The following is a 12,173-nucleotide window of genomic DNA, read 5'->3' as shown; positions in this document are numbered from 1 at the left end:
GTGGCAGCTTTGCCGTGGAATCAGTGGCAGCTTTCGCGTGGAATGGGTGGCAGGCTTCGTCTGGAATCAGTGGCAACCTTGGTCTGGAATACGCAGCCGCTGCTCGGTTTCGCTCAGGGCGCTGAAATCGAGCCGCCTCACGATATGATCAAGCTGCATTCCGGGTCCCCCCAACGTATGCACTAGCCACTGACACCCGATTGTGCCCCAGCTGCCTTGCAACCTCCTCCCGAGCAACTCGATCCATAATTTTGTCTCGAATTGCCTCCTTCAGCGGGGATGGCCCTGCCATCACTTCTTCATAAACGTCCTGAGCGAAACCAGCTCTAAGCTCCCGGAAATGCGGAACGCCAGAAAACTTCAAAAATTGCCTACAAGGGTTAACCTCGCTCAGCAAAAAGGATTTCACAGTGTCTGCTTCAGACAGTAGGTTCCGGGATCCCTCAGGTCTTACCTCGATTGCGTAATTCAGCGCCTCCATCCGGAACTCGGTCGCCCGAATAGTGCGGTCTTTTGACCTACGCCCTCCCTTGCACCCTTCGAGTATCGTCGCTTCTCCAGTAGCCTCAATTTCTCGCTTCATGCGATCGAGATCCTGCAGAATACATTCCCGCACTCGCATACCCCATGCGCGGGCCAATCGCATTACAGCGGCACCGCGCTCAAACCCATTTGCGATGGCTTGATCAGCGGCATACTGAGTATCCACAACATCAGCCTCAATTGGCCTGACACGAACTGACTGCCGACAAACCCCGAGAACCTGTTTACCTGAGACCTTTAGCGCGTCATCTCCGCGAAAGGCCTTCATCAGGATATTAACGGTGCTGATGGCATTGTGTGCATAGGCGACACTGATGCGCTGATCCACGGTGCCATCAGGCCACTCGTAATCGCTCTCCAGCCTCGCCTTGATATAACTCCCGAATTGCAGAACACACTCCCGATCAATTTTCCGGGCATCATTAATTCCGTGATATCGACAAAAATTGACGAACACGACCATGCGTTTTTTATGAGTAGCTCGGGTGTTGTAATGACTGTCTCGGCCATAAAACTGGTCCACCGCGCGATGAGCCGCCTCAAGAAGTTTTTTTCCCAGGCCGTAGTTTTTGTTCCCATCCGGCTTCTTCCGCTTAGCAGAGCGGCGCCCTCTAGCAACAGAATTGTTACTCATACCATTTTCCTCGTCGTTCAAATCATAGAAATACAGGGTGCGCGGCCAACCATGCGGAATCTGGGGCTAAGAGCCGGTCCCCGCGCTGATACTCCGCCCCGTAGTCCGCATTAAGTGTGACTGTGCCAAGACATAGGGCCTTGACGGTGGGAGCATCCATCGTGCTTCTGTATCAGCACTATTTCGTTACCATTGCGAGCCGTGGACACGTGTCGATGATCGACAGCGCGTACGGGGAGCGGCGTCTCGTAATCAGCGAGACATCACAATGGCGGGGATGCCATACGGCGGTGGGATGACCGGTGGGGTGAGCAGCCAATGATGATGCACTGGTAACGGTCCCTGTTGCTCGAATGCGGGGTTAACGTAGACATTTTCCGCATTGTTCGGTCATTGGTTAGAACTGTAAGCAACTGATATCAATACTTTTACAGTTCTTTTCCTTCTATCCATCTCACTATGTAAACAGCAGCATTGCTGAGTAATCAGCGGATCGGGTTTGGGGTAGGCGCCAGGTACAGAACGCACGTAGAAGGATTAGTGGCATGGCCACCAGTTTCAGATTGGACCATGGAGATCCATTGGGCGGGATGATCACGAGGATCGTTTCTAAGTCCGGCACAGCCGGGAGAAGTTGCTGTTTGTTTGGGTTGCCCAGCTAGCAACACCCAGCTCAACGTTGATTGAGCGAGGATTTCCCTTTAACTGTAACTGAAATGCGACAACAGGCTCCACACGGGAAAACGCGAATTTTCTGAAATTAGACCGGAATTAGAGAATAAAATAGACTACCATTGAGGCTTGCCCTCCTCAGATGCACCATCATCACCAAGACCAAAAACACCCTTGTCCTGGACATAATGATCCCCTAACGGATTGTCGTCCTGGATGTATCCCTTACCAAGCGGGTTGGTATCCTGAACGTAGCCCTTGCCCAAGGGGTTCTCTCTCTGGATATAGCCTTTGCCCAGGGGGTTGTCATCCTGAACATAGCCATCGGCCAGCGGATTCTCATTTTGGTAGTAGCCTTCAGCTAGAGGATTACCCTCAGCCCGTAAGCCAGGAACTTGAACTAAAAGAAAAAGAGTAAGAGTAAAAGTAAGAGTCAATTTCCAAATGCTATCATGCTCCAAATTCAAGCTCGCCATGTGTGCTTACACTCTTTACATTTCCATACTTTAGGCAGAAAGGGAATAAGCAGAATGCCAATAATTGAAATAAACAATATGCCAATAAGGAGGCATGATCCTCCTTGACTTTCTTTTGTGCTATTCCTATTACCACAATTTGGACACCAAGCTCCTTTCTTGTCAATCTTCCTTTTTCGCCTAGAACTGCGCGAGAGAGTTACATCTCCACCCCCATTAATCGGATTTCCACACCCAGGACAGGCAGCTGCTTTATCTGAGATTCTTTTATCGCACTCCGGGCATTTAATTAACGCCATATTCACCTCAGTTAGTTACACGCCCAAATAGAACAGGCTTGACTAGCAACTACCCGTCCTCACTATCAGTAATGTTTAGAGCAAAGTATCAAGATAATCTTAGTCTGCCGTTCACTTCAACCAACAACCTATTTCTCACCAACTGACCTATCACCTCCCTCATCCTGCCACTAATATTATCTGTCAGCCTTTTAAAACCGAGCAGATTAATAGCAGCACCCATACAGTCCTCACGACTAACAGAGCGAGCATCCTTTACGGTTATGAGGACCGCCTCTGCCAACTCATCACTCGGTACAAAATCAAACTTCCTCTGACTTGCAGGCAGGTCACTCCAGTCTCTCAGAGAGATAGCGCCAGAGCCGGGCAGCCTGATAAAGGTTCCATCGAACTGTAATTCTTTGCTTCTTTCGAGAGCCAAAACTGATTCAAGAATACGGTTCTTGATCTTCTTGCCCGCACGACCCAAACCAACAGCCTCTACAAGACGGAAGGTCAGAATATTGATGTGGATAGGCGCTTCGTGCTTAGCAACCAATACGATCGCCTTCATCAACTGCTCTTTGGGTATGGTTGAGAAGTCTTCAACGTAAACCGGCAGCCCCAAACCGGAAGTTTTAACCACTTGGTAAGGGTCAACAGCCCTCATGGGCTCTTCTTCCGAAAACGTCTGTCGTGTAATCGTTGGCGTTTGAGTGTTCTTTTTGACCGGCGCGAGGCTGGAAGCACTCCCGGCATCTGATCGTTCGTCTATCGTTGACTGCCGCTCTATCGTCTTCTCAATAACCTGCTGCAGGCGTTTAATTTCCTGGGAGGGGTTTCTGAACCACTCGGTACTCCAGATTCTGTGGAATCGCCATCCAAGTCCTTCGAGAACACCCTGGCGCAAGCGGTCTCTCTCACGAGCCGAAGCAGAGCTATGGTAACTCGCGCCGTCACACTCAACGGCCAACAGATAACGCCCCGGCTTTTTCGGGTCGACAATAGCCAGATCAATGGAGTAACCGCTACACCCGACTTGAGGCTCCACCTGGTACCCAAGGCTCTCGATTGCTTGCTTTACCTCAACTTCAAAAGGCGAATCCGGGGCTTTGCCGGTTTCGTGAAGCGTTGGCAGGTCGCCCTTCTCTGCATAGTTGAGAAATACCTTCAGCGCTGACACACCGAAAGGTGAGCCGGCGCCTGTCCTCAGGTCATCGCCATGGAAGTTGGCAAAAACCCGCATCGCTAATTTAGCCCGTGAGATAAGTACGTTGAGCCGGCGTTCACCGCCTTTGCTATTGAGCGGGCCGAAGTTCTGACTTACGTTGCCGTTTTCGGTTTTGCCATAACCGACGCTGATGAAGATGACATCCCGCTCATCACCTTGAACATTCTCAAGGTTTTTAATGAAGAACTCGTCACCGCCTTCATGGTGGCGGAAGAAATTCTCAGTCTCGGGGTGCTCACGCCGGAGTCGCTCAACTTCAAACATCAGAGCTTCCCGTTGTGCAGTGCTAAACGCCACCACACCCAACGAAAGCCCTGGAGTATTCCGGCTATGATCCAGGACGGCTTGGGCCACAGCTTTCGCTTCAATGGGGTTAGAGCGGGTTTTACCTCGCTCGTAGACGGCATCTGGCAGATAGGTGAAGCTCAGGCCTTTCGCCTGTGGATTGGCACCCGAGCTTGGGAAGAAGACTAGCCGACCGTCATAAAACTGATCGTTGGAAACGGCAATGAGCGAATGATGCCGGCTGCGATAATGCCAGCTCAACATCCGTTCCGGGGCGCCACGGGCCTGCATCATGGCAAGAATACTTTCTACATCCGCGGTGACACTTTGGTCCGCGTCCTCGTCACTGACTTCTACCGCCTTGCTGAAAAAGTTGGTGGGTGGCATCTGCTTGCTGTCACCTACCACCACCGCTTGCTCGGCCCTGGCCATCGCGCCCAAAGCTTCAGGGGCGGGAATCTGACTGGCCTCATCGAAAATGACCAGATCGAATTTTATTTTTCCCTGGGGGAGATAGGTTGCCACCGACATCGGGCTCATCATGAAAACAGGCTTCGCCTGCTGTATGACAGTACCGGCTTCGGTGATCAGACGACGGATCGGGATATGCCGTCGCTTCTTGTTTATCTCACGACGTATCAGCTCCATTTCACCGGGCGCGTTGAAGCTGGGGAGCTCATTGTGGAGCTTACAAACCAGCTGTTCCTGTGCGTAGCTCAAACTGGCCGTGTCCAGCTCCCGGAATTCATGAATCATCCGCTCATGACTGACACGATCAAAACGACCGACGGTATCGGACGTTGAATACACATAATCAACCAATCCGGAATAAAAGCTGAGCTTCAGCCAATCCGACAAGGTTTCGGGCGAATGAGGCCACTCCCGCAACTGGGGAAGGATATCTCCCAGGCCTGCCGCCTCAACATCCGCTTCAAGTTGATTAAACCGGACCATGCCGTAAAGCTCGCTCCAGCTTTCACTCCACACGCCAAGGCGTTCAAACCAGGTTTTGAGGCTGTCCTTTTTCGAAAAGCCTTCCTTAAGCGCCAGCGCTTTGGACAGTTCTTCGAGCTCCGCACAGACTTCCCGCGACTCGGTCGCTAAAGCTTCTATTTGATCAGCATGAGACCGAACATCCGGGTTGGCTTCAACAAAGTCGGTCAGACCCTCTGGCAACTCACCGTTACCAATTTCGTCGTACAGTTTGAAAATCCACTCAGAGATTCTGGAAAGTACCTGCCAATCTGATTTTCGGCCTTGCCATTGAGCACCGAACAGCAGCTGCCCAATGCCTTCCATCTCCCGGAAACGCTTCTCTTGCTTTTGAAATTCGAGCGCGTCATCAACTGTCTGAAGCCATTCGGTCGGCTTGCCTTCAAGCTTACCGTGTAGATACCCCTGAAATGTGGACTTCGCTTTGCGGTATTCACCCGAGAAAATTCGCCACCACTTGTCTGCCTTACCGGCCAACCCCATGCGCACCGCCATTAAATCGGCCTCCAGCGCACTGCTGACAAAAATCTTCAGCAGCGAGTCCTCCAGGCGATTCAAGGTCGAACCAAGCGCAATGAGCTCACGAACCTCATCACGGCGAAGCTGCCAGTCGCGCGTCTTGACTTTCACGCCTTCCAGATGTGGCGCATTCAGAGCTCTCTGCCCTGCCTTGTGAACGAGGTCGATATCCTCAAACGTTTCTGTTCCCGGGATTCGCATCAGATCCGTCAGACCGTCACAATCAGACTGCAGTTTCTGGAGCGCGCTTTGAGCATTTTCCGTGTGCTGTTCAATCTCCCGTTCTTCTGCCGGCGATAAGCGAGTGCGGGTTGAGAGGGCGAACGCATTTTCCCCGGGACGGCCGAATTCCTGCAGGTAAGCTTCTACTGTTTGCAGCAACCGCAAGCCCCGCTCCAGATCCTCCCTGGACCACTCTTTGAGCACCTTGAATGGAATTCTGTTGATCGACTCCAGAGCAGAGTTTTTTTGCAAACTCAGCGTTTCACCCAGAGCCTCGCGATAAGTCACACCAGACTGTAAGACCGGTTGGCTGATTTCTTCCGCGTATTTGTCGAGGTGTTCTCGTAGTTCCGATAACCGGCGGTATTGATACCCGCGATCCGGCACATTGGGCTTACCCTGCTGAAACGTGGATTTCAAAGAATCGAGCACTGTTTTCTTGCTCGATTTATGACTATGCAACTCCAGCACGGCCTCTCCGAGGTGTGACTCGTCCAACCTCGACTTCACAACCTCCAGAGCTGCCATCTTCTGGGCTACGAAAAGCACTTTTTTCCCGCGCCCAACAGCTTCCGCGATCAGGTTTGTGATGGTTTGAGACTTGCCCGTGCCAGGCGGCCCCTGCACTACCAGATTGGCTCCGTCCATGGCCGCGACAAGCGCCTCCATTTGAGAGCTGTCGGCATCCTTCACCAGGTGCAGCTTTTCCGGTTCGACCAAATCACGATGGCCACCGATCCCGTCGAGCAGCCGGTCGTCTTTGACAAACCCGGTCTCCAACACTTTTCCTAACAAGGGATTTCGGGACAAAGGACTGACAGACGGCCAGCTTTTTGAATCCAAATCCATATACATCTGAAATTTGCCGGACGAGAACAGGCCCAGGAACATCTTGTCTCGATGAACCTTCCAGTTCGTCTGGTTTTCAATCGCTTTCTCTACTTTAGCTAGGTAGTCAGAAGGAACAATTTCATCAGGGAAACCGGGCAAATCTACACGGAACTCGCCTTTCAACTTGGCAGCCAATGTCAGGTTCGGTGACAAATCCACGTCGGTATAAGACACGGAAAATCCGGAGCGGGCGGACTCGCGATTCAGCTCGACGGGGATAAGCAGCAAAGGCGCGTATCGTGGTGTTCTGGCGTTAGGATCTTCATACCACTCCAGCACCCCGAGTACCAGGTGAAGCACGTCAATGCCTTGTTCCTGTAGAAGCGTGTGCGCCTCGTTTTCAATCTTCAGAAGCCTTGTATCCAGCCGGTCTGCGAACTGAGCGGTTTGTAAATATCGGTCACCAAATCGGGATTCGCCGGAGGTTTCCTGCAGGTACTCATGCAACGTTGGCAGGGATTCATCTTCATCGCCCTCATCGTCTTCATAGGCTCCGGGCAATGGCAAAAAACTCATGGCCTTCCGGTTTTCCACCAGCAGACGGAAGATATCGTCAGAGCGCTCTTCGACCACTTCCAGGAATTTCATGTTTTTCGGAATACTGAGCAACGGATTTCCCCGAAGCCCCATATCCAGGAGCTCCATCCGGGCAAGTTCCAGCTTTTGTTCGATTGACATGAAACCCTCTTTAATTCAGTGATGTGCCCCAAAAGGCAAACGGCGAAACGAAGAAAACGGACACGCGGCTCGCCCCAAGCTTGGCGTTACTGAGACTTAGCCGGATATTAAATGGGAGGTGCGACATCCTCTGTCGTTGCATATTGATGGGCTCGTCCATGGTTTTGAGCGTTTTCAAATGCAGCAGCCTCGAAACTTTGCAATTCACGGGAGGCTCTGCAGCTGATTTGTACAGATATCTGTAAGCAAGGTAATCGTTCTGCGTCAAAGGAATCAAGCCCTGATACCCGCCTTCAGGTAGATCATCATCATTCAGATTGCGACCTGACATGTCGCACCACTGCCGCATTATGCTCCAGCGACGCACATTGCCGGTGCACGCCTGGATCGATACACTCCAAACACGTTTATCCGCATGGGCATCACACGCCCCATGCTCATTGCAGTAGATGGAACCCATTGAATGAGCCACAACATCACCCTTCAGCAACTTGAATCCTTCCTGTGGGAAGCTGCCGACATTCTGCGCGGCAACATGGACGCCTCCGAATACAAGGACTACATCTTCGGGATGATGTTCCTGAAGCGCCTGTCGGATGCATTCGAAGAAGCGCAGGAAGGCGTTGTCCGGTACTACAGGGACAAGGGCAAGACCGAAGACCAAGCCCGCGAGCTGGCGGACGATGAAGACGAATACGACAAGACCTTCTACATACCAGCCATTGCGCGCTGGGGTGCCATCAAAGACCTGAAGCACGACATTGGCTCTGAACTGAACACTGCTACCGAAGCCATTGAGGAATACAACCCCGTTCTGGAAGGGGTGCTGGTGTCCATCGACTTCAACATCAAGAACAAGCTGTCGGACAAAAAACTGCGTGACCTACTCAGCCACTTCAGCCGCTACCGTCTGCGCAATGAAGACTTTGAACGCCCGGACCTGCTGGGCACCGCCTACGAATACCTGATCAAGATGTTTGCTGACAGTGCCGGTAAGAAAGGCGGTGAATTCTATACGCCATCCGAAGTGGTGCAGCTGCTGGTTGCCCTGCTCAAACCCCATGCCGGGATGCGTATATACGACCCCACCGCCGGTTCTGGCGGTATGCTGGTACAAACCCGGAACCATCTGGCAGCCAACGGTGAAAACCCGTCCAACCTGTCCCTGTTCGGTCAGGAGATGAACCTGAACACCTGGGCAATCTGTAAGATGAACATGTTCTTGCACGGGGTCTACAGTGCGGACATTCGCAAAGGCGACACGCTACGCGATCCCCAGCACACCCAGCACGGCGAACTGATGACCTTTGACCGGGTTATTGCCAACCCGCCCTTCAGCCTGAAGAAATGGGGCAAGGAAGAAGCGGACAGTGACTCTTATGGTCGCTTCCCCTACGGCACACCGCCCAAGGATGCCGGTGACCTGGCATTCGTTCAGCACATGATTGCCAGCCTGAATGCCGAAGGCATGATGGGTGTGGTGATGCCCCATGGCGTTCTGTTCCGGGGTTCCAGCGAGAAAGCCATTCGACAGGGCATATTGAATGATGACCTGTTGGAAGCCGTGGTGGGTTTACCCGCTGCGCTGTTCTACGGCACCGGCATTCCCGCCTGCCTGTTGATCATCAACAAGAACAAACCGGCAGAACGTAAAGGCAAGGTGCTGTTCATCAACAGCGAACTGGAATACGAAGAAGGTAAGAACCAGAACAAACTCCGCCAGCAAGACATTGAAAAGATCGTCCAGACTTTCGACAACTACGCCGAAATCAAACGCTATTCAAAAGTCGTCACCCTCGCTGAAATCGCCGAAAACGATTACAACCTGAACATCCGCCGCTACGCCGACACCAGTCCGCCCCCGGAAATCTTCGACGTGCGCGCCATACTGCACGGCGGCATCCCGGTGCGAGAAGTGGAAAGCGAGTACATTCGGGAGGAAATTCTGGAAGATTTCGACGTGTCCACCGTGTTTGTGAGGCGGGATGCGGAGCCCTCAGCGGATGAAGAGTACTACGACTTCAAGCCGGAGATCGACACCAAAGAAGCTATCCGGGAAGCCGTGGGTGATGCGGATGCAAAGGTGATCACCCAGCTGGAACGGTGGTGGGACAAGTACCGGGTGTCATTGAACGAACTGGATGCACAGGTTGCTGAAGCTGAAAGTGTGATGAAGGGGCATTTGAAGGAGCTGGGGTATGAGTAATACCGTTCCCAAGGAGTGGCAAATTAAAACCGTCGATGAGGTCGCGACCGTTTTTGCTGGCGGAACGCCATCACGAAGTAATCCAGATTATTATGAGGGTACAATACCTTGGGTGAAGTCTGGCGAGGTTAACACCCGTTTGATTTATCGGACTGAGGAAACCATTTCAGAACTCGCGGTCAAGGAAAGCAGCGCCCGCTGGGCAAAACGCGGGTCTGTTTTAGTAGCGATGTATGGAGCTACTGCTGGCAAAGCCGCAAGGCTAATGATTGATGCCACACTGAATCAGGCTGTTTCAGCCATCAATGGTAGAGAAAAAACAGCGGACAACTGGTTTCTTCTTTATGCCATTGAAAACAACACACGTGAACTTTTAAACACAGTTCAAGGTTCCGGTCAGCCAAACTTGTCAGGTCAACTAATCAAAAACTTGAACTTACCCATTCCCCCACTCCCCGAACAACAAAAAATCGCAGCCATCCTGTCATCCGTCGATGACGTGATCGAAAAAACACGCGCACAAATCGACAAGCTGAAAGACCTGAAAACCGGCATGATGCAGGAGTTGTTGACCAAAGGGATTGGGTCGGGCGGCGTTCCGCATACGGAGTTTAAGGAATCGCCGGTGGGGAAGATACCAGCTTCATGGGATGTCGTAGCAATTTCGGAATGCACGACTCGCTTCTACCAAGGAATCAATACTGTTGCAGACAAAATATCGTACACGGATAAAGGCACCCCAATCATTCAGGCTAAGCATATGACTTCCGGTCAATTGAACCTGGATGACACGCGTTCGGTAGGCGAAGCTGATTACAAGAAATACAAAAGTAAATTCCAACCCCAAAAAAACGATATTCTTTTTTCAAATATCGGAACTATTGGCAAGTCAGTAATCATCGACAAAGAAGAACAGTTCCTAATTGCCTGGAATGTTTTTCTTATGAGAATAGAGAAGAATGTAACCCCAAAGTATATGCATTACATTCTCCAATATCTTGATTGGCTGAAATTTTATGATGACTTGATGACAGGCAATGCAACTAAATTTGTTAACAAATCTGCATTAGGCTCTATCTTGATCCGAGTCCCCCCGAAAGAAGAGCAAAAAACGATCACACTGTCCATTGACTCTATAGATAAAAAACTGAGTGCGGACGGGAATAAGCTACAGGCTTTGACAAAATTGAAAAAGGCACTCATGCAAGACCTTTTGACAGGAAGAGTTCGAGTATAAATCTCTCGACTCTCACAGCCATACAAGGATTATTTACATGTGCAATGAAAACACTCCGGCTTATGACGCTCAAGGAAAACTCATTGGTTATTTTGATGGGGAGTATTTTTACACTTATGAGGGTCAGATCACACATAGAATAGACGGCAATGAAGTGTATTCTGTGGATCTACCAAACGAGTACGTCGCAAACTTTGAAAATGGTGTAGCCCGAGATTTTGGTGGTTCAGTTCTTTTTCAACTGAATTAAAGGATTAAGCTGTGTTTCAGGATGAAATCGAAAAAGTCGAATTGCCCGCCATTGAGCAACTGACCCGCCTTGGCTGGACCTTTGTGCCCGGTGCAGACCTTGTGCCGGCGTTGCCTGTTGATGGCTCACCAGTTGGTGAAAGAGGCTATTACCGGGATGTGGTGCTGCCCAAGCGTCTGGAAGCTGCCATAGTCCGGCTGAACCCATGGATTAGTGACGAGAACCTGCGCAAAGTCATCCGCGAGTTCACTCACCCCAATCACGCGGGTCTGATGGAATACAATCAGTCCATTTACGACCTGCTGGTGAACTACCTGTCCGTTGAACAGGACCTGGGTGCCGGTCGCAAGGGGCAGACGGTCAAGGTCATTGATTTCGACAACCCTGAAAACAACGAATTCCTGTGCACCAACCAGTTCAAGGTTGAAGGCATCAACCAGAACATCATCCCGGATATTGTCTGCTTCGTGAACGGCTTGCCGCTGGCAGTGATTGAGTGCAAGTCGCCTTATGTTGCAGATGCGGTAGCCGAAGGCATTAACCAGTTGCGCCGTTACGCCAACCTGCGCAACCCGGAAGATGATGAAGGTGCCCAGAAGCTGTTTTGGTACAACCAGCTGATGGTGTCTACCTGCCGGGACCAGGCAAAGGTGGGCACTATCAGTTCCAGTGCGCAGCATTACGGGGACTGGAAGGATGCTTACCCGTACACCGATGCCGATATTCGGGCGATGGCGCAACAACCCGCCTTTATCTCGACCGGGACTGCCTCAAGCAGCCACAAGGCAGGTGATGTGCCCTCACCGGAGTATCTGGTTGCTGCCAAGCAGGTGGCTGCCGGTGTCGATGCGGATGCGTCTATTAGTTCCAGTGAGATCACACTGCAACAGCGGTTGCTTGCTGGCATGTTCAACCCCGCCAGTTTTCTGGACCTGATGCAGAACTTCACCCTATTTGAACCGGTGGCAAGCCCCCGATATTCTAGACACCTGACAGCTGCTTAAAATACTGCTTTTCGAAGTCCACGGGAGACAATCCACCGTTGTTGCCGTGCCGGC

Annotated in this window: 8 protein-coding genes; 4 read left to right on the top strand and 4 right to left on the bottom strand. The window is 51.5% G+C overall.

Translation table 11 applies throughout. The features are described from left to right. Nucleotides 1-148: 148 nt before the first annotated feature. The 4 genes from BY454_RS15985 to BY454_RS15965 form a co-directional block, all read right to left on the bottom strand. The gene (locus BY454_RS15985; RefSeq protein WP_104417563.1) at nucleotides 149-1,177 is read right to left on the bottom strand and encodes an integrase domain-containing protein; all 1,029 of its coding nucleotides are present in this window, start codon (nucleotides 1,175-1,177) and stop codon (nucleotides 149-151) included. Nucleotides 1,178-1,965: 788 nt separating this feature from the next. After that, nucleotides 1,966-2,325 carry a hypothetical protein gene (locus BY454_RS15980; protein ID WP_104417562.1) on the bottom strand — a complete coding sequence of 120 codons (360 nt, stop codon included), beginning with the start codon at nucleotides 2,323-2,325 and terminating at the stop codon, nucleotides 1,966-1,968. 387 nt (nucleotides 2,326-2,712) lie between these two features. Further along, nucleotides 2,713-7,422: a DUF3320 domain-containing protein gene (locus BY454_RS15970; RefSeq protein ID WP_104417561.1), complete on the bottom strand. Its 4,710-nt coding sequence runs from the start codon at nucleotides 7,420-7,422 to the stop codon at nucleotides 2,713-2,715. Between the two features lie 10 nt (nucleotides 7,423-7,432). Further along, on the bottom strand, nucleotides 7,433-7,882 hold the full coding sequence (locus BY454_RS15965; RefSeq protein WP_146082732.1) for a hypothetical protein: 450 nt from the start codon (nucleotides 7,880-7,882) through the stop codon (nucleotides 7,433-7,435). A gap of 3 nt (nucleotides 7,883-7,885) precedes the next feature. Between BY454_RS15965 and BY454_RS15960 the strand changes: the two genes are divergently transcribed. From BY454_RS15960 to BY454_RS15945, 4 genes are read left to right on the top strand one after another with little or no spacing between them, the layout of a single operon-like run. Next, nucleotides 7,886-9,628, top strand: a complete 1,743-nt coding sequence (locus BY454_RS15960; protein WP_104417559.1) for a type I restriction-modification system subunit M — start codon at nucleotides 7,886-7,888, stop codon at nucleotides 9,626-9,628. Further along, nucleotides 9,621-10,865 carry a restriction endonuclease subunit S gene (locus BY454_RS15955; protein ID WP_104417558.1) on the top strand — a complete coding sequence of 415 codons (1,245 nt, stop codon included), beginning with the start codon at nucleotides 9,621-9,623 and terminating at the stop codon, nucleotides 10,863-10,865. Before BY454_RS15960 ends, BY454_RS15955 begins: the two co-directional genes overlap by 8 nt. A 37-nt stretch (nucleotides 10,866-10,902) precedes the next feature. Beyond that, nucleotides 10,903-11,115 carry a 4-fold beta flower protein gene (locus tag BY454_RS15950; RefSeq protein WP_104417557.1) on the top strand — a complete coding sequence of 71 codons (213 nt, stop codon included), beginning with the start codon at nucleotides 10,903-10,905 and terminating at the stop codon, nucleotides 11,113-11,115. A gap of 11 nt (nucleotides 11,116-11,126) precedes the next feature. Further along, nucleotides 11,127-12,119 (top strand): type I restriction endonuclease, encoded by a 993-nt coding sequence (locus BY454_RS15945; RefSeq protein ID WP_258075681.1) that lies wholly within the window; start codon nucleotides 11,127-11,129, stop codon nucleotides 12,117-12,119. Nucleotides 12,120-12,173: the final 54 nt, after the last annotated feature.

Source organism: Marinobacter persicus (assembly GCF_002934325.1).
GTDB classification, from domain to species: domain Bacteria; phylum Pseudomonadota; class Gammaproteobacteria; order Pseudomonadales; family Oleiphilaceae; genus Marinobacter; species Marinobacter persicus_A.
Note: the sequence above shows the minus strand (reverse complement) of the source record. Positions and strands in the feature narration are given on the sequence as shown.

Bases quoted from the DNA above. Each gene is read 5' to 3' on its own strand.
- BY454_RS15985 (WP_104417563.1), bottom strand. From the start codon at position 1,177: ATGAGTAACAATTCTGTTGCTAGAGGGCGCCGCTCTGCTAAGCGGAAG.
- BY454_RS15980 (WP_104417562.1), bottom strand. From the start codon at position 2,325: ATGGCGAGCTTGAATTTGGAGCATGATAGCATTTGGAAATTGACTCTT.
- BY454_RS15970 (WP_104417561.1), bottom strand. From the start codon at position 7,422: ATGTCAATCGAACAAAAGCTGGAACTTGCCCGGATGGAGCTCCTGGAT.
- BY454_RS15965 (WP_146082732.1), bottom strand. From the start codon at position 7,882: ATGGGTTCCATCTACTGCAATGAGCATGGGGCGTGTGATGCCCATGCG.
- BY454_RS15960 (WP_104417559.1), top strand. From the start codon at position 7,886: ATGAGCCACAACATCACCCTTCAGCAACTTGAATCCTTCCTGTGGGAA.
- BY454_RS15955 (WP_104417558.1), top strand. From the start codon at position 9,621: ATGAGTAATACCGTTCCCAAGGAGTGGCAAATTAAAACCGTCGATGAG.
- BY454_RS15950 (WP_104417557.1), top strand. From the start codon at position 10,903: ATGTGCAATGAAAACACTCCGGCTTATGACGCTCAAGGAAAACTCATT.